Consider the following 16722-nt stretch of genomic DNA (forward strand, 5'->3'; position numbering starts at 1 on the left):
GAGGCCCTCGAGTCGATTCGGCGCTCAGATGGAGGCGATTTCACCAACGGCAAAAATCCCCAGCTCAAGCCGCCGGGGATATTCATGCAGGCAACCGTTGACCGCAAGATTGCTGCCGAGCACTTGCCGGTGGCGCAGTTCTTTGTGCTGATGATGTTTTCCCCCGCAAATTGACTACGGCTTCCGCGCTGCGCGCTTCGGGCCGGTGAGCTTCGGCATAGAAATCGGCAAAAGCATCGGCAGATTTGTTGCACTTTGCAACACTAACCACTTGATCAATAAAGAACTATAATCGGTTACAACATCGGCAAAACAGGCAAAAATCATGTTCGAGTTTTACGACGCCCCTGCCCAGATGGAGCCGCTTGTCATCGATGAGTCCCGTCCGCTCTACCATCCCTTGATTGGACTCGCGCACGAGCTATCCGAGGCATCCGCATGCCTGGATGCTTCCCTGGTTCCCGCAACCGCCAAAAGCCTTGCCGAGCTTGTCGCGGGGATGAACTGTTACTACTCGAACTTGATCGAGGGGCAGCACACGCTGCCACTAGACATCGAGAAAGCGCTGTTCGAGACTAAGGAACAAATGGCGCAGCGAGACTTGCAGACACTCGCGTTTGCCCACATCGAAGCGGATCGCTGGGCGAGGTCTCAGTCGCTGGCGAAGGACACGCTGATCCCCTTCCTGCTCGAAGTGCATCGACGCTTTTGCGAACACTTGCCGATGGAAATGCTCAAGCTCAAGGACGGCAGCTACATGGCACCGGGGGAAATCCGCGAGCGGGATGTGCATGTCGGCATTCACGTCCCGCCGAAGGCGGATAGCCTTGATCGATTTCTCGATCGCTTCGCACAACGCTACGGCATGCTGCTCGAATGGGCGCCGAAAGGCGGGATCAGAAAACTCGATGGCGTTCTTTCTGCCTTCGCGGCGCACCATCGCCTCGTCTGGATTCACCCGTTTCTTGACGGCAACGGCCGCGTTGCCCGGATCGCCATAGACGCCATGCTTCGCCAGTACGGCGTAAATGGCACATGCCTCTGGTCGATGTCGCGCGGTTTTGCCAAGACCGCAGAAGAATACAAAGCCAGGCTGGCCAACGCAGATCAGCCACGCATGGGCGATCTGGATGGTCGCGGCAACCTTTCCGAAAAGCGATTGGCCGAGTTTTGCGAATACGCCATGCAGACAGCCATCGATCAAGCCAGCTTCATGGCCCGGATGTTCTCACTCGACAAGTTCAAGTTCCGCGCCGAGAACTACTTCCGGAAGGTGCGCTTCGACCTCAAGCCGGAATCCGCCCACCTCTTTATTCACGCTTTCAGCAATGGTGAAATCGAGCGCATGGAAGCCGGTCGGATCACCGGCCTCCCCGAAAGAACGGCACGAGACGTGCTCAGCACACTTATCCTCGAAGGGTTTCTGGTCTCCGACTCGCCAAGAGGCAAGGTCCGCGTCGGCTTTCCCATGCACGCCCTCGGTTCGCTCCTGCCCAACCTCTATCCGGCAGGTGATCTGGACCTTGACCCCGAAGAACTCCGTAGACAAGTTCTGGCCATCCGTAGCACCCGGCAACACCGGGGTAAAAGTCTGTAAAACCGGCGTGCTGGCGCCAGCCGCTTGGCTATCATGCGGGCTTCAATCCGAACCTCGGGAGTGCAGGACATGGCAGCCGTGCTGCTGATCGACGACGACATCGAACTGGCCGAGATGCTTGCCGACTACCTGAAACGCGACGGTTTTGCGGTCGACCTGGCCCACGATGGAGAAAGCGGCGTGCGTGCGGCCTTGTCCGGCCAGTACGCCATCGCCGTGCTCGACGTGATGATGCCCGGCATCACGGGCATCGAAGTCCTGCGCCGCATCCGGCAGGAAAGCCGGCTGCCGGTGCTGATGCTGACGGCGCGCGGCGACGACATGGACCGCATCGTCGGCCTCGAACTGGGTGCCGACGATTACGTTCCGAAACCCTGCCAGCCACGCGAACTGGCCGCCCGCCTGCGCGCCATCCTGCGCCGCAGCACTGGCACCCCGGCCACAGAAACCGGCGAACTCAGCGTCGGCCCCTTGCGCCTGCACCCCGGCCAGCGCTTGGCCGCCTGGCAGGACACGCCGCTGGAACTGACCAGTACTGAATTCAACTTGCTCGAAATCCTCGCCCGCCATGCCGGGCGCACCGTCAGCAAAAGCGAACTGTCGGAACAGGCACTGGGCCGGCCGCTGGCCCGTTACGACCGCAGCATCGACGTGCACCTGTCGAGCATCCGCCAGAAACTCGGCCCGCTGCCCGATGGCCGCTCCCCGATCCAGACGGTTTTCCGTCAGGGCTACCAGATGATCCGGGGCTGAGCATGGGCCGCCTGTTCTGGAAATTTTTCCTGATCGTCTGGCTGGCCCAACTGGCGGCGGTCATGGCCACCGGGGCCATTTTCTGGGCCGAACGGCGGGAATTTGAAAGCCGCATCGGCAACCGCCCTCCCCCGCCGCCCGACTTTGCGCTAGCGCCGGGCCTGCGCCCACCACCACCCGGCCCTCGTCCGCCTATCCTGCCCATCGTCGCCGGCCTGCTGGCCAGTCTGGTTTCTGCCGGCGGCATCGCCTGGTATGTCGCCCGCCCGGTTCGCCAATTGAAGGAAGCTTTTGCCGCTGCCGCCGAAGGCGACCTGAGCGTTCGCGTCGGCCCCGCAATGGGGCGACGGCGCGATGAACTGGCCGATCTCGGCCACGATTTCGACCGCATGAGTTCCCGGCTGCGGCAGTTGATCGAAGCGCAAACCCGGCTGCTGCATGACGTATCGCACGAACTGCGTTCGCCGCTGGCCCGCCTGCACGCCGCCATCGGCCTCGCCCGCCAGGCGCCGGAGCGTTTCGAAGAAACCATGCTGCGGCTGGAACGGGAAGGCGAACGCATGAATCAACTGGTCGGCCAATTGCTCACGCTGTCCCGGCTGGAAGCCGGCGTCGGCAGTCCGCTGGAAGAGATCGAAGTGGGCGACCTGCTGGGCGAATTGATCGCAGATGCCCGCTTCGAAGCCGCACCGCAGCAAATCGCCATCGAGTTCAGCGAAACACCGGGCCTGCACGTCCGGGCCAACCCGGAATTGCTGCACCGGGCCATCGAAAACGTCGTGCGCAATGCGCTCCGCCACACGCCCGCCGGCAGCACACTGAAGATCGTCGCCCAGCCAAGCGGCAACACGCGCTGCCGAATCAGCGTGCTCGACCAGGGGCCGGGCATTCCCGAGAACGAACTGGGCGTGATTTTCGAACCCTTCCGCCGCACCGCCAATGCGGCAGGCGGCGGCTACGGCCTCGGCCTGGCCATCGCCCGCCGTGTGTTATCTGCGGTCGACGGCACGATTCAGGCAAAAAACCTGGAAACGGGCGGTCTGCAGGTGGATATCGAACTCCCGTTGATCAACGGCTAGTCCGATAGCAAAAGGCTTCCCCTCCGGCAACTTCTACTAATCCATAACAACATTAGTAGACATCATCGGGCTTGAAAACTAATATCTACTAAAACTCATGGATATTAGTAAACATGAAAATCCCGATGTCCCCACCGAGTGTGGAACAGTTGTTCGCGCAGCTCACGCCTGATGAGCTGGCGAAGATATTCCAGCACGCGAACCCGCTTCCTGCCGGCAAATACATGCATTGGGATGATCTTCGGCACCGCCCCCCGCCGGAAGGACTCTCGGCGGAAAAGTGGTGGCTTGCCGTATCACTGGCCAGGGGTTCGATCCTTCAGCCGCTGCCATTCGTGGACAAGGAAGCCAAGCCATTCCGCTTCGCCACCCCGACGCCACTACTCGTGCATCTCCACCATATTGATCGCGATGCCGCCGGGCACATCAAGACGGCGGGATCGAGCTCGATGGATGAAAACCGGGAGCGCTACCTGCTGCACTCGTTGATTGAAGAGTCGATCACCTCCAGCCAGCTCGAAGGGGCATCCACCACGCGCAAGATTGCCGAAGCCATGCTGCGGGAAAAACGGCAACCCCGGGATCGCAGCGAGACGATGATCTTCAATAACTTCCAGGCGATGCAACAGCTACGCCACCTGAAAAACGAAAAGATCACGCCAGAACATATCCTCGAACTACATCGCACCATCACGCGAGATACGCTCGACGACCCGGCTGACGCTGGCAGGCTGCGCGAATCCGATGACGTCAACGTAGTCGACAACCGGGACGGCAAGCTTCTGCACCAGCCGCCCAGTTTCACGGAGCTTCCCGAGCGACTGGACAGGCTATGTGCATTCGCGAATGCCGATCCGGATAGCACCCCTTTTGTCCATCCAGTGCTCCGGGCGATCCTGGTGCACTTCATGATTGGCTACGATCACCCGTTTGCCGATGGCAACGGCCGCACGGCACGTGCCCTGTTCTACTGGTCGATGGCACGCAGCGGCTACTGGCTGATGGAGTTTCTGTCGATCTCGCAGTTTCTCCGTGATGCCCCCAGACAATACGTCCAGGCCTACCTGCACAGCGAAACCGACCGAAACGACACGACTTACTTCCTGCTGCATCAGCTGGACATCATTCGGCGATCAATCGCCGGCCTGCATGAGTATCTCGGCCGCAAGATCCAGGAGCAAAAGCAAGCCGAGCGCTTGCTGATCAAGACGGGCCAGCTCGGCACCCAATTGAACCACCGGCAGCTCGCCCTGCTAACGCATGCACTGAAGCACCCCGGAGAATGCTATCGGCTTGCCAAGCATCAAACGCTGCATGGCGTTGTCTATCAAACCGCCCGCGCCGATTTGCTGGGTTTGGAAAAACTCGGTTTGCTTGGCAAACTCAAACAAGGCAACGCCTTCGTGTTCTACGCCGCTGACAATCTGGCTGAACGCTTCCAGCATCTCAATCCGGCCTGAAATTCCGGTTTTATTGCGGTCGACCGTAAAAATGGCATGAAAACGCGTTTTTCCTCAAACGCAAAACCTTCAAGGTGCCAGCCTGGCCGGCCCCAGCAAGCGCTTGCCGAAGGCGTAACTGGCGCCTTGGTAATAAGCCACTCCCCGGCTGACCAGCAAGTCATCGAGCGACCCCGATCGTTCGCGCCGCCCGTCGCCTTCGTCCGCCACCAGCCGTAACATCCGGCGCGGGCTGAGGATGGCCAGTTGCTCGCCGTCGAACAAGCCCAGGTGCTGGTAATTGCCGATCAGCGCACGACCGGGTGCCGAGGGGTTCAACAGCAGGTTGCGGCCGTAGAACGACGAGGTGTAATCGACGTTGAGCAGGCCGAGCAGGGTCGGTGCCAGATCGATCTGGCTGGCCAGCGTCGTCACTTCGCGCGGCTGAATGTGGGCCGGCGCATGGATGAAAAGCGGGATGTGATAGGTGTCGACCGGAAGATCCTGCTTGCCGGCGCTGCCGGCGTTGTGGTCGGCAACGAAGACGAAAACCGTCTGCTCGAACCACGGTTTTTTCTTCGCTTCTTCGAGGAATTTACCGATGGCGTAGTCGGTGTATTTGACCGCGCCTTCGCGCCCGTCGCCGGACGGAATGTCAATGCGTCCATCCGGATAGGTGTAAGGCCGGTGGTTGGAAGTCGTCATCAATTGCAGGAAAAACGGCCGCCCGGCAGCGTGATCGGCATCGGCCAGTTGCACGGTCTGCCGGTACAAATCCTCGTCCGACATGCCCCAGGCGTTCTGGAACTGCATTTCCGACTCGGGCACGCTGGCCTGATCGACGATGCGATAGCCATTGCCGCTGAAAAAGGCATTCATGTTGTCGAAATAACCCCGCCCGCCATAGACGAAAGCCGTGTCGTAACCCTGCTGCTGGAACTGGTAACCCAGACTGGCGTAGCCGCTTTCACGGCCGATGCGTTTGACGATCGAGCGGCCCGGCGTCGGGGGAATCGACAAGGTGATGGCTTCCAGGCCCCGGTCGGTGCGCGTGCCGGTTGCGTAAAACTTGCTGAAAAACAGGCTTTCGCCGCGCAGTTTGTCCAGATTAGGCGTCAGACCGCGCTTGTCGCCAAAGCTGCCGAGGTATTTGGCGCTCAGGCTTTCAATGGTTACCAGGATCACGTTCAGCCGCTTCGGCGCGCCCGGATTGTCGATCACCCGGCGAATATCCAGCGGGTCCGTGCCGACAAAACGCGCATTGGGTTCAGCCACCGCATCGCGCAACAAGCGCCCCACTTCGTCCTGCGGCAGACCCGCGTAGAACTGGCTGTATTCGATCTCGTTGTTGCGAAAGGCGGCGAAGAACTGGTACGGCCCGTTGCTCGCCAGCTCCCGCTGGTAGGCATTGCCGCCGCTGCCGCGCGGACTGTCCTGGCCGATCAGCAGGCCGGCCAGCACGGCCGCCAGCAACAAGCCGGCCAAGACGGCAAACGAGCGACGCCAGGAGAGCAGCGGCGAACTGACCGCCTGCTGCAGGGAGTGCCCGGCCAGCGCAGTCAGCGCGATGGCCAGCAGGCCGATGCTGGCGAGAATGGCATAGACCGGATAGGACTCCAGCACGTTGTTGACCACCTCTTTTGAATAAACCAGGTAGTCGACCGCAATAAAGTTGAAACGGACGCCAAACTCATCCCAGAACAGGTATTCCGAAACCGCAATGAACAGCATGGCAAACAGGCTGCCGCAGAAGAACAGGCGCAGCCAGACCAGATGCCAGCGGGCGCCCCACCAGCGCTTCGGTGACAACAGCAGGTAGGCAGCAAAAACCACCGCGGCGTAGAGCAGGAAACTCAGGTCATAGACCGTGCCGACGGCAATGACCTTGAGCACGGCCAACCCCGAAAGGTCGGCGACCTCCCGGTTCAGGGCGAGCAAGCCGGCACGGGTCAGGCCAAAGACCAAGAGCCAGCTGGCGAGCAGCATGCCCAGATAACGGGTCTGGGCGTGACGCGGCAATAAACGCCGCAAAGCATGAATCAGCATCGGGTTAAACCGCTTGAAATTATTCGAATTGAGGAAACAAAACAGGAAACAGAAGGCTCAGCGAACAAAGCGTCGGCTTTCCCGGGTAATTTCATCGAGCAAGGCCGTGGCGCCTGAAACGACGACCTGGCGAACATCGCGGGCCACCGGGTGATCGTTGGCATCAAAAACGCTGTAACGGAAAAAGTCGGTCCCCGTATAGGGAAAGGTGATCTTGTGCTTGCCGTCGAAAATCCCCATGTGGTCGTATTCGCCGAACACGAAATACGGCATGGTCTTGTCCAGCGTATCGGCCGAGCTGTAGCTGCGCGCCGGCTGCGTGACGCCGAGATAGGAGAGCAGCGTCGGGGCAATCTGCAGATGCGACGTCCGGTGCGTTACTACGGCGGGTGCCGTACCCGGCATCCAGAGCACGAGCGGCACGCGCACCTGTTCTTCCGGGAAGGTATTGCTGTGACCATGGCCCCAGCGCCCTTTTTCCATGAACTCTTCGCCGTGGTCGCCGCTGAACATCAGCACGGTCTTGTCGAGCATGCCGGTGCGTTCCAGGTGCTCGATCAGCCGCCCGACTTCGCGGTCGATGTGGTGCGCAGCGTTGATGTAGCGGGCATGAATGCCGTCGATGTTGTCGCGCAGATTGAGCTTCACGTAATTCATCTCGCGCAGGTAATCCTCACGCACCACGTCTTTTTCAGGAAAGCTGTACGGCGCGTGGGTCGATTCGAAGAACATGAAGCCGAAGAAGGGTTTGTCCGGCGCACGCTTGTCCAGCTTGCCGATGATGTCGCTGACGTTCTGGATATCGCGCCGCCAGGGTTCGCCGGTTTTCAATTCCTGCATGTACTGCTCCGGCACGCCGGTAAACAGCGTGTTGCGCAATTCCGGGTAGTCGAAACTCTGGCTGGTATGCAGGGCCAACTGGTAATCGTGCTGGCGCATGAAATTCATCAAGGCCGGCGCCACGCGCTGCTGCTCGAAGCTGTACCAGTATGGGGCGTAAATGCCATAGAACATGGAAAACAGCCCCATGCGCGTCCGGTTGCCGCCGCTGTAGTGGTTTTCAAAACGCTGTGCCCGCTGCGAAAACTTCCACAGATTCGGCGTGATTTCCGGGTCGAGCAAATCCCAGCGGAAAGACTCGGCGACCAGCATGATGACGTTCATGTCGCCCTTGACCTTGGCACTGACCAGTTGCCCGCCGGGATAATCGACCGTGCCGCCGGCCAGACGCCGTTCCTTGAGCGCGGTTCTTTCGATGCCCAGGCGGGTGAACAATTTCTTGGCGCCGGTTCCCAGATGGAAAGGCACGACATCGGCCGCTTCGAGCAAATCCTCCTGCCCGGTATGTACGCTGTAGGCAAAAATGATTTCTTCGCTGACCAGCACCAGCAGCGCCACCGACACGGCATAGGCCACGGCACGTTTCGACCAGACCGGACCGCGCCCGGCGAAATAATGCAGCAAGCCCATGACTGCGGCGTTGCCCGCCACGAACATGGCCACCTGACCGGCAATCGTCTGCTCGGTCGCTTCCGTCGCACCAAGGGCGGCAATCCCGCCCGGCGTGGTCAGCAGGTTCCAGACGAAACCGTTGAAGTGATACTCGTAAAGCGCATACAGGCGGTAATCGGCATAGATCGCCAGTAGCGCCAGACAGCCGCCGAGGAAAGCCACGCCAACGACCAGAAAATGACGGGTGCGCGATGGCTGGCGCAGGCACAGCCCGAGCAAGGCGCTCAGCATGACGACCGGGGCCAGATACAGCGCGGCATAACCGGCACTGGCAGCAAAGGCAAATACCCTGGCCGGCGGGCTATCGAATGAAACTAGCGGCCAGAACAGGGCAATCATCGCCAGCAGGGCGACATACAGCAGCGCGAAATAGCGCTGCAAAATCCACGTGGTCTGCGGCACGGGCGCTTTGTTCACTATCGGCTTCATACGCTTTTCCGCAGGGTGTAGACACGCCACATGGCATAGCCGGGCAGGAAGTCATGGCGGTCGACAATCGTGAAACCGGCGCTGGAAAACTCCGACTCGATCTGGCTGCGCGCCACGACAAAGCGGTTGGCGTTCTCGCCCTTGCCGCCCCTGGCTGCACGTTGGCGTTCGAGGCGCTTGCGCCGCCACGATTTGATGTTGCCATCGACCCACAGCGAGACGATGACCGTATCGCGCGTTACCCGGTGAAATTCACGCAACATCGCCAGGCGGTGTTCCGGCTCGGCGATGTGATGCAGCAAACGCATGGAAAAAATGCTGTCGACCGCAGCATCGTCGAGATCGATGGCAAAAGCCGAGGTCTGGAAGGCGTGCACCCGTGCCACGACTTCCGGTGGCTGGCATTGGCGAGCCACCTGGATCATGTCGGACGAGTTGTCGGCGGCCAGGATCACCCGGTTCGGCTTTTCTGCCAGCAAGGACCAGAAACGTCCGGCACCACAGGGCAAATCGAGTACCAGTCCGGGTTCGCCAGCCGCTTTCAGCGCCTGCCGCGCCAGTTGCTGATCACGCCAGTTGGACAGCCGGCGCGCCAGGCCATCCTGATGCTTGAGGAAATATTGCCGGGAATGCGCATCGTCGTACTTGCGCGAAAACTCAAGCTCGATTGTCGGTTTGGCAGACATTGCAGACCTTCTTTAAACAGAATGGTCGCAACGATAGCCAGCAGGGCGTCAAGCCTCTGTCAAAAGCATGTCAAAAATTTGTCAAATCAGCGGCCGAGGATGACCGAAAAACACGTACCACCGCTGGCCCGATTGCCGACGGCAATCGACCAGCCCTGTTGTTCGCACACCCGCTTGACCAGCGACAGGCCCAGCCCCAGGCCCTCACCGCGGGCTTGCCGGCCGCGCACGAAAGGCTGAAACAAGGTCTCTTTTTCGACTTCAGGAATACCCGGCCCGCTGTCCTCGACGCGAAAGCCCTGTGCTTCGAGAATCAGCCGGATTTCTCCTTGCTCGGTGTAATGCAAGGCGTTGCGCAACAGATTGCCCATCACCACACGCAGAAAGGTTGGATGGTAGCGGACGGAACTCTCAGCCGCGACCTGCAGCGAGAACGCCAGGCCCCGGTTGCGGATTTCTTCGCCCCAATACGCCGCCTGTTCCGCCGCCATGTCGGCCAGCAGAACGCCCGCCTCGACGGCATTGCCGACCGACTGGGCGCGCGCCAGTTGCAGGAAGGTTTCGACCAACGCCCGCATTTCCGCCGCTGCCTTGCCAATGCGCTCGACCTGGCGCTGTTCGCGTGGCGGCAGATCGGCGCGGGCGAGCAATTCGGCGGAGGTCGCAATAATCATCAGGGGCGTGCGCAATTCGTGGCTGACATCGCTGGTGAACAGGCGCTCGCGATTGACCGCTGCGCGCAATTGATCCAGCGCATGGTCGAAAGCCAGGGCCAACTGCCCCAGTTCATCCGCCGCGTAATCGGACGCCAGCGAGGGGGCCAGCGGCAACAGTTGATCGCGGTTGCGCACCTGGTTGGCCAGCCGGACCACCGGATCGATCACCCGGCGCGCGGTCAAATTGCCGATCAACAAGGCCAGCCCCAGCGCGGCAAAAAACCCGATCAGCACCACCCTGAGCAAGAGTTGCTCGCGCGCCTCGAAATCGTCCTGATTGCGCACCAGGATGAAATCGTGACCGTCGATCGTCGTTTTGTAGGTGTACCAGGCCCCCGCCTCGCCCACCACTTCGTGATAGCCGGGGCCGTAACCGGCCAATTCCGGCGGCAAAGGCTTGTGGTGTAAATCCGGCACATACAATTCGCTACCGGCCACCAGGTCAGGCACCCGCCCCTCCAGCCGATAAACCTCCCTGACCGCGGCCATTTCCCGCTGCAATTCATCCCCGACCAGATCATCCTCAACCAGATGCACCACCGCCAGGATGCCCCAGGCAAACAGTGCGCTGACGACTGCGGTCAACAAGGTAAACGCCAGCACAATGCGCCGGGCCAGCGGCTGTTTAGCGACCATGCTCGGCCTCGCTCAGTTGGTAACCCAAGCCATGCACGGTGTGCAGCAGGGGTTGCGCGAAGGGCTTGTCGATGACCTGGCGCAGCAAATGCAGATGGCTGCGCAGCCCGTCGCTGGCCGGAATGTTGTCGCCCCACAGGGCTTCTTCCAGTACCTCGCGGCGCACCACCGCCGGACTCTTGCGCATCAGGACTTCAAGCAATTTGAGACAGGCCGGGTTGAGTTTGAGCGCCAGCCCGCCGCGCGACACTGCGACGGTTTCCAGATCGAACACCAGATCGCCGACCTGCAGGCGGCGTTGCCGGCTGCCCTGGACCCGGCGCAGGATGGCCTCGATCCGGGCAGCCAGCTCAGCCAGCGCGAAAGGCTTGACCAGATAATCGTCCGCCCCGGCTTTCAAGCCCTGCAAACGATCATCCAGCGCATCGCGGGCCGTCAGCATGATGATCGGCACCTCATTGCCGGCAGCGCGCAGGCTCTGGCAAAGCTGGTAGCCATCCATGCCCGGCAGCATGACATCGAGCACGATCAGGTCGAAGCGCTCGGTCAGCGCCAGATGCAGGCCGCCCGGACCATTCAGTGAGCAGTCGACGACATGGCCTGCCGCCTCGAGGTAATCGACGATATTGGCCAGGATGTCGCGGTTATCTTCGATGACAAGTAGGCGCATGGCAATCCGGATAAATGGAAAAAGAAAAATGACGGATTTTTGCGGTCAACCGCAGAAATCCGGACAAAACGAAATATCGAACAAAAAATGTCATCCAGGCCATCATGCCGCCTAGGGATTTCCCCTTGCTTTTGACGCTTTTTTGACGTGTCTTTGACAAGCCCTTGACCTGCTTTGGTCGACACTGGAGACATGCCACAACCAACCATCTCCCATGCTGAAACCCCCTGAACACGCCACCCGCATGATGGCTTCACGCCCTTTCAATTTTACGTTCTGGTTGAGCATTCCTCTAGTGACAATGACTTTGTTGTTGATTTTCGAACCGACGGAACTGGACTTCTGGATCACGCAACATTTCTACATCCCCAGCCAGGGCTTCTTTGCCCGCAACGACTACTGGCTCGAATCGATCCTGCATGATCGTGCCAAACAACTGGTCATCAGTTTCGTCATGCTGCTTGCTCTGACGCTTCTCTTAAGCCCCCGCCTGGCAGCCCTGCACCCTTGGCGTCGACAATTGACCTACCTGCTGCTCGCCATCAGCCTGTCTACCGCAATCGTGCCGCCACTGAAGACACTTACCGCGATTCAGTGCCCCTGGAGTCTGAACACATTCGGCGGCAACGAAATTTTTGTGCCGTTGTTCGGCGAACACCCCCAGACCGACAAACCTGGACGTTGCTGGCCCGGCGGCCATGCTTCAACCGGCTTTTCCCTGCTCGCCCTCTTTTTCGCACTGCGCGACCGTCGGCCTCGACTGGCACGCAGCGCACTGCTGGCGGCACTGGGCTTCGGCGCAGTGCTCTCGGCAGGCCGCATGCTGCAAGGCGCCCACTTTCTGTCGCATAATCTGTGGACTCTGCTGATCGACTGGACGATCTGCTTGGTGACCTACCGTCTGCTGCTCTACCGCACCGCTCCGCTTGGCAATGCAGCAGTAGAAGAAACGGACCATCAACGCCGAGCCGGATTGCTCAATGCGACACCTTGAGGGAACCGGCGGAGAATCCTCAAGGTATCTGCGTTACGAACCGGACGACATCATGCTGCGCATGTCGATCAGGCTTTTCGGGTTATAGGGGTCACCGACCCACAAAGGGCTTTCCTTGAATTCACGCCCGACCAGGCTTTTGGCCGGATCGTAGAGATCGAAACGCAGCCCGGCCAGATCGGCCCAAGTGTGAATGAAATTGGCCAGACTATACGGACGATCCGGCTGCGGCACGAAGTCGCGCAGGTTCTTTTCCCGCCAGGAGTCGGATGTCCAGAGCAGGAAGGGCACGGCGTACATTGGCACCGATGGCGTCAATTCACTGCGCCCGAGCATCGTGTGCTGGCCGGAGTCGAACACATCCTCACCATGATCGGAAAAATAGACGAGGAAACCATTCGGATCGCTCGCCTGGAAAGTCTTGATCAGGCGGGAAACGACAAAATCGTTGAACAGCACCGCGTTATCGTAGTTGTTGATCACCGGTAGCTGCTTGTCGTTCACCCAGTCCGGCAGGCCTTGCCTGTCCTTGAACACCTCGTATTCCGGCGGATAGCGGTACTCGTATTTCATGTGCGTGCCGAGCAGGTGCACGATGATGAACTTGCGCTCGGCCGGGTCGGCCAGCACCTTGGCGAAAGGTTCAAGCACATTGGTGTCGTACGAACGGGAGTTCTGGGCACGGGTGTGGTTCAGGTAAACCTGTTCGTCCATCTGCTGCGAGAAGAATGTCAGCATCGTGTTGCGCTGGGTCAGCGTCTGCTGGTTGGTGATCCAGAAAGTCTTGTAACCGGCCTGCTTCATGATGTTCATCAGCGAGGGCTGGGTCAGGTACAGGTCGGGGTTTTTCTGATCGGCGAAACTCAGGGTCTGCTGCAGCGTTTCGATGGTGAACGGACGCGCACCAATCACTTGATTGAACGCCGTCACGCCCGGCATCGCCTGCAGGTTCGGCGTCGTCTGCCGGCTGTAGCCATACAGCCCCATATGTTGCCGATTGGTCGATTCGCCGATCACCAGCACCAGCGTGGCCGGCAGACCGGCATTGGCATCGCGCAAATTGGCCAGTGGCGGCACCTTGCTGTTGTTGTCGAGCAACTCCTGCATTTCAGCCAGGCGCTTGCGATACTGGGTGTAACCGAAAACCACCTGCCAGGGCGTTGCCGGGTCCATCTTCTTTTCGTAGGCTTCGACGGCGCTGGACAGTGACAATTCATCCGCCTTGACCAGTTTGATCAAGGGATAGACGAACAACGACGCCAAAATCAGCAGGGCCAGGGCCAGCGCTTTGTTCGGTGCCATCGCGACCGGCCGCAAGCGGCGCCATAACAGCCAGGCGCCGGCGGTATAGGCGAGCAAGGCGGGAATCATCCACCAGGCGAAATATTGTGCGACGTACTCACTGGCTTCCGCACTGTTCGACTCGAACATGATGAAAATCACGCTCTGCGAAAACTCCTGCTGGTAAACGAAGTAAAACCCCAGGCTGGCCAGTGAGAAGGCCCACAGGATGACGCCGATGACTGCCGCAATCTGTTTGGTCCGGGCGGGAAAAAGCAGCAAGGGCACCAGCCACAGCGTGCTGACGATGATTGCCTGGCGAAAGCCGACGAAAATCGTGGCGCCGGAAATCTGCAACAGGGAATGGTAAACGCCGGAGAAATACCAGAAGAACAGGAAGGCCCACCCCAACGCGGCCCAATCGGTCCGGTTTGCATTCGGGGCGGGAAAAGACTGAGAAATGCTCATGCAAAGCGCCTAATCAAAATCAGCAAGGGTAACAAAACGACGCAGGCCCCGACCGTTTGAATGACGAGCCGGAGCCTGTTTTCGCAACAAGACTGAAGAGTATGCGCCGACAAAGATTAATCGAACATGAACACGACGCTGGATCAGCGCATTTCGAAAGCTTCCTGGTGAAAGCGCAGCCCCCCCGAGCCGATGCCTGGCAAGCCTCGGCGCAGCGCCGCCGCCAGACCGCTCGGGCCACAGAACCAGACCTCGGCGGGCTGGCCAGCCGGCCGATTGGGCAACAGACTTGCTGCATCCAGACGCTCGCCCTGGCGGTCGCCATGCACCTGCAGACGAATAGCCGGCAAACCGGCGCACAGCGTGGTCAATTGCTGAACGAAAGGATCTGTCTCGCGATCCCGCGTGCAGTAATGCAAATCTGCCGCCGGCGCAGCTTGCGGGTTTTCCTGCAAGGACGCCAGCCAGGCAAGGAAGGGTGTCACACCGATACCGGCAGCAATCCAGACCTGCTGCGCCTGACGATCCAGACGATCAATGTCGAAGCAACCATAAGGCCCCTCGATGCGTAGCATCTGCCCGACCCGCAAACGGTTGGCCAGTTGCCGGGTGTAGTCGCCCAGCGCCTTGATGCGGAATTCGATTGTCCGGTCCCCCTGATCGGCACTGGCAATGGTGAAGGGATGCGCCCCCTCGGCCGAATCGAAAGTCACCAGCGCAAACTGCCCCGGCCGATGCCCGGACCATCCACCTGCCAGCCGGCAACGTACGCCGACAATATCGGCCGCGGTCTGCGTCACGGCAAGAATTTCTCCGGTCGACCGGCGGGCCTGCCCAATATTGCCCAGCAGCGCACGCAGCGCACCATAGCCACCGGCCAGGATGAGCCCGGCAAGCAGCCAGCCCACCGGCTGCGCCCAGTAGTCGAGTGGCGACAGGAAGACCGCATGAAAAGCCAGCGCCAGGTAAATCACCGGCATGGCGCGATGCAAAAAACGCCAGGGACGATAGGGGAAGCGCTTCCATAGCGTGATCGCCAGCAACACCAGCAGGATGTAGAAACCCCATTCGCCGAAATCCTTGCCCAGATGGCGCAGATTCTCCAGCAAGCCGACAAATTTCTCCTTCGGCACCCGCCCCTCACGGCCGATCAGCGACTTCAACAGGCCGTCCGACTCCTTGACCAGCCAGTGCATGATCGCAAAAACACCGGCCAGGATGCCGGCCCACTTGTGCGTGCGATAAACCCGGTCCATACCACCCAGCGGCTTTTCCAGCCAGACCGGACGGGTCGCCAGGTACATCGCCAGCGACATCAGGCCGATTGACCACAAACCACTCAGATACATCAACTCCTGCCGGGCGATCCACCAGGGATGCGCCGCCAATGCCGGGGCGTTCAGCACATCCCAGCCCCAGGCTAGGCCCAGTGCAGCGCCGATCAGGACAAGCACAAGTTTGGTCATCAGCGGCTCCCGGCCGGTGCTGCCGGCATGTCGTCGCGACAGCGCCGCTTGTTGCATTCGCCGCTTCCTTCCGCCCGCCCGGCATTGCGCGCTTCGTGCCGGCCGGAAGCGCCTTCGCCATCCCGGCGCTGAGCGCCAAGCAACTCGCCAGTGCGGGCATCGAGGCGCAGCTTGCTGCGTTCGCCCTGACGATTGGTCGCCCGCACTTCGTAACGTCCATGTTCGCGTTCGATCTTTTCGATATTGCGATAGCCGGCGGCCTCCAGTTTTTCGATCAGCCGGGGTATCGGCAACCAGGCGCCGACACGATCATCGTTCGCACTGGCCGGTTGGAAAAGCATCAGCCCGCCGGCCAGCAGGCCGGCAAACAAGGCAAAGGAAAACATCTGGGTCGAAATACGCATGGTCGGAACTCCTTGATATCGTTCGAGCGGCTGTGATGGCCGCCTCAGTCCTCGTAGTAGCCAAGTTCGGCATCGGCATGGCAGGCAGTGCAATTGGCCTTGCTGCGCACATCCTTGTGGCGCCATTCCCAGTCAGGCACCTTGCGGTGTTCGCGCACCCATTGCGGCAAGGCGGTAATGCGCTGCGGCGCACTCGCCGCATCGACCCCGCGCAACAACTTCGCACTGTAACGCTGACCGGCGGCATCGCCGGCATTGGCCACCAGGTAGGCAGTGATTTTCCTGGCCAAAGCCGGGTCGACCGCAGCATTGTCGCCAAAATGATTTTCCAGTTCGCCCATCATGCGCTTCCAGGAGGCTGCCGGCAGCATGGCGGCAGGAAACGCCAGATGGCAACTGCCGCACTCCTCCTTGACTACCGGATCTACGACCGGTGGGTAGTAGTGACCACCGCCGGCCTGGGCGCGGCTGAAAACCAGGGCAGAGAAGGCCAGGACCAGCAGGCCCAAGCTCACGGGACGGGTTGGAAATTTCATCATTTTCTCC

The 16722-nt window shown here is 60.3% G+C and carries 14 protein-coding genes; 5 read left to right on the top strand and 9 right to left on the bottom strand.

Annotated features, from left to right (window positions below):
• Nucleotides 1–325 precede the first annotated feature (325 nt).
• The 4 genes from RCI20_RS01470 to RCI20_RS01485 all read left to right on the top strand — a co-directional run bounded on the left by RCI20_RS01470 (nt 326) and on the right by RCI20_RS01485 (nt 4889).
• Entirely contained in the window at nt 326–1597 is a 1272-nt protein-coding gene (locus RCI20_RS01470; RefSeq protein ID WP_306602720.1) for a Fic family protein, read from the top strand.
• A gap of 69 nt (nt 1598–1666) precedes the next feature.
• Entirely contained in the window at nt 1667–2350 is a 684-nt protein-coding gene (locus RCI20_RS01475; RefSeq protein ID WP_306602721.1) for a response regulator transcription factor, read from the top strand.
• 2 nt (nt 2351–2352) lie between these two features.
• On the top strand, nt 2353–3429 hold the full coding sequence (locus tag RCI20_RS01480) for an ATP-binding protein (protein WP_306602722.1): 1077 nt from the start codon (nt 2353–2355) through the stop codon (nt 3427–3429).
• A gap of 113 nt (nt 3430–3542) precedes the next feature.
• A complete protein-coding gene (locus RCI20_RS01485) occupies nt 3543–4889 on the top strand; it encodes a Fic family protein (protein ID WP_306602723.1) in 1347 nt (448 codons plus the stop codon).
• A 69-nt stretch (nt 4890–4958) separates the two neighbouring features.
• On the opposite strand, the gene RCI20_RS01490 is transcribed toward RCI20_RS01485, so the two are convergent.
• The 5 genes from RCI20_RS01490 to RCI20_RS01510 form a co-directional block, all read right to left on the bottom strand.
• Nucleotides 4959–6914, bottom strand: coding sequence for an LTA synthase family protein (locus tag RCI20_RS01490; protein ID WP_306602725.1), 1956 nt, complete (start codon nt 6912–6914; stop codon nt 4959–4961).
• 57 nt (nt 6915–6971) lie between these two features.
• On the bottom strand, nt 6972–8843 hold the full coding sequence (locus RCI20_RS01495) for a sulfatase-like hydrolase/transferase (protein ID WP_306602726.1): 1872 nt from the start codon (nt 8841–8843) through the stop codon (nt 6972–6974).
• 8 nt (nt 8844–8851) lie between these two features.
• The gene (locus RCI20_RS01500; protein ID WP_306602727.1) at nt 8852–9541 is read right to left on the bottom strand and encodes a class I SAM-dependent methyltransferase; all 690 of its coding nucleotides are present in this window, start codon (nt 9539–9541) and stop codon (nt 8852–8854) included.
• Nucleotides 9542–9627: 86 nt separating this feature from the next.
• Nucleotides 9628–10893, bottom strand: a complete 1266-nt coding sequence (locus RCI20_RS01505) for a HAMP domain-containing sensor histidine kinase (RefSeq protein WP_306602728.1) — start codon at nt 10891–10893, stop codon at nt 9628–9630.
• The gene (locus RCI20_RS01510) at nt 10883–11563 is read right to left on the bottom strand and encodes a response regulator transcription factor (protein WP_306602729.1); all 681 of its coding nucleotides are present in this window, start codon (nt 11561–11563) and stop codon (nt 10883–10885) included. The genes RCI20_RS01505 and RCI20_RS01510 overlap by 11 nt, the downstream gene beginning before the upstream one ends.
• Before the next feature lie 214 nt (nt 11564–11777).
• Here RCI20_RS01510 and RCI20_RS01515 point away from each other — a divergent pair, with 214 nt between their 5' ends.
• A complete protein-coding gene (locus RCI20_RS01515; RefSeq protein WP_306602730.1) occupies nt 11778–12557 on the top strand; it encodes a phosphatase PAP2 family protein in 780 nt (259 codons plus the stop codon).
• Between the two features lie 33 nt (nt 12558–12590).
• Here RCI20_RS01515 and cptA read toward each other — a convergent pair whose 3' ends face one another.
• The 4 genes from cptA to RCI20_RS01535 all read right to left on the bottom strand — a co-directional run bounded on the left by cptA (nt 12591) and on the right by RCI20_RS01535 (nt 16715).
• Complete coding sequence (gene cptA / locus RCI20_RS01520; RefSeq protein WP_306602731.1) at nt 12591–14306, bottom strand: phosphoethanolamine transferase CptA; 1716 nt, start codon at nt 14304–14306, stop codon at nt 12591–12593.
• A 143-nt stretch (nt 14307–14449) separates the two neighbouring features.
• On the bottom strand, nt 14450–15772 hold the full coding sequence (locus RCI20_RS01525) for a ferric reductase-like transmembrane domain-containing protein (RefSeq protein ID WP_306602732.1): 1323 nt from the start codon (nt 15770–15772) through the stop codon (nt 14450–14452).
• Nucleotides 15772–16176 carry a PepSY domain-containing protein gene (locus RCI20_RS01530; RefSeq protein WP_306602733.1) on the bottom strand — a complete coding sequence of 135 codons (405 nt, stop codon included), beginning with the start codon at nt 16174–16176 and terminating at the stop codon, nt 15772–15774. The genes RCI20_RS01525 and RCI20_RS01530 overlap by 1 nt, the downstream gene beginning before the upstream one ends.
• Before the next feature lie 44 nt (nt 16177–16220).
• The gene (locus RCI20_RS01535; protein ID WP_306602734.1) at nt 16221–16715 is read right to left on the bottom strand and encodes a diheme cytochrome c; all 495 of its coding nucleotides are present in this window, start codon (nt 16713–16715) and stop codon (nt 16221–16223) included.
• Nucleotides 16716–16722: the final 7 nt, after the last annotated feature.

This window comes from Azonexus sp. (genome assembly GCF_030824335.1).
Taxonomy (GTDB): domain Bacteria; phylum Pseudomonadota; class Gammaproteobacteria; order Burkholderiales; family Rhodocyclaceae; genus Azonexus.

Excerpts from the sequence above, each read along its gene's own strand:
- RCI20_RS01480 (WP_306602722.1), top strand. The coding sequence starts at position 2,353 with ATGGGCCGCCTGTTCTGGAAATTTTTCCTGATCGTCTGGCTGGCCCAA.
- RCI20_RS01505 (WP_306602728.1), bottom strand. The coding sequence starts at position 10,893 with ATGGTCGCTAAACAGCCGCTGGCCCGGCGCATTGTGCTGGCGTTTACC.
- RCI20_RS01500 (WP_306602727.1), bottom strand. The coding sequence starts at position 9,541 with ATGTCTGCCAAACCGACAATCGAGCTTGAGTTTTCGCGCAAGTACGAC.
- RCI20_RS01510 (WP_306602729.1), bottom strand. The coding sequence starts at position 11,563 with ATGCGCCTACTTGTCATCGAAGATAACCGCGACATCCTGGCCAATATC.
- RCI20_RS01475 (WP_306602721.1), top strand. The coding sequence starts at position 1,667 with ATGGCAGCCGTGCTGCTGATCGACGACGACATCGAACTGGCCGAGATG.
- RCI20_RS01535 (WP_306602734.1), bottom strand. The coding sequence starts at position 16,715 with ATGATGAAATTTCCAACCCGTCCCGTGAGCTTGGGCCTGCTGGTCCTG.
- RCI20_RS01525 (WP_306602732.1), bottom strand. The coding sequence starts at position 15,772 with ATGACCAAACTTGTGCTTGTCCTGATCGGCGCTGCACTGGGCCTAGCC.
- cptA (WP_306602731.1), bottom strand. The coding sequence starts at position 14,306 with ATGAGCATTTCTCAGTCTTTTCCCGCCCCGAATGCAAACCGGACCGAT.
- RCI20_RS01515 (WP_306602730.1), top strand. The coding sequence starts at position 11,778 with ATGCTGAAACCCCCTGAACACGCCACCCGCATGATGGCTTCACGCCCT.
- RCI20_RS01530 (WP_306602733.1), bottom strand. The coding sequence starts at position 16,176 with ATGCGTATTTCGACCCAGATGTTTTCCTTTGCCTTGTTTGCCGGCCTG.
- RCI20_RS01485 (WP_306602723.1), top strand. The coding sequence starts at position 3,543 with ATGAAAATCCCGATGTCCCCACCGAGTGTGGAACAGTTGTTCGCGCAG.
- RCI20_RS01470 (WP_306602720.1), top strand. The coding sequence starts at position 326 with ATGTTCGAGTTTTACGACGCCCCTGCCCAGATGGAGCCGCTTGTCATC.
- RCI20_RS01490 (WP_306602725.1), bottom strand. The coding sequence starts at position 6,914 with ATGCTGATTCATGCTTTGCGGCGTTTATTGCCGCGTCACGCCCAGACC.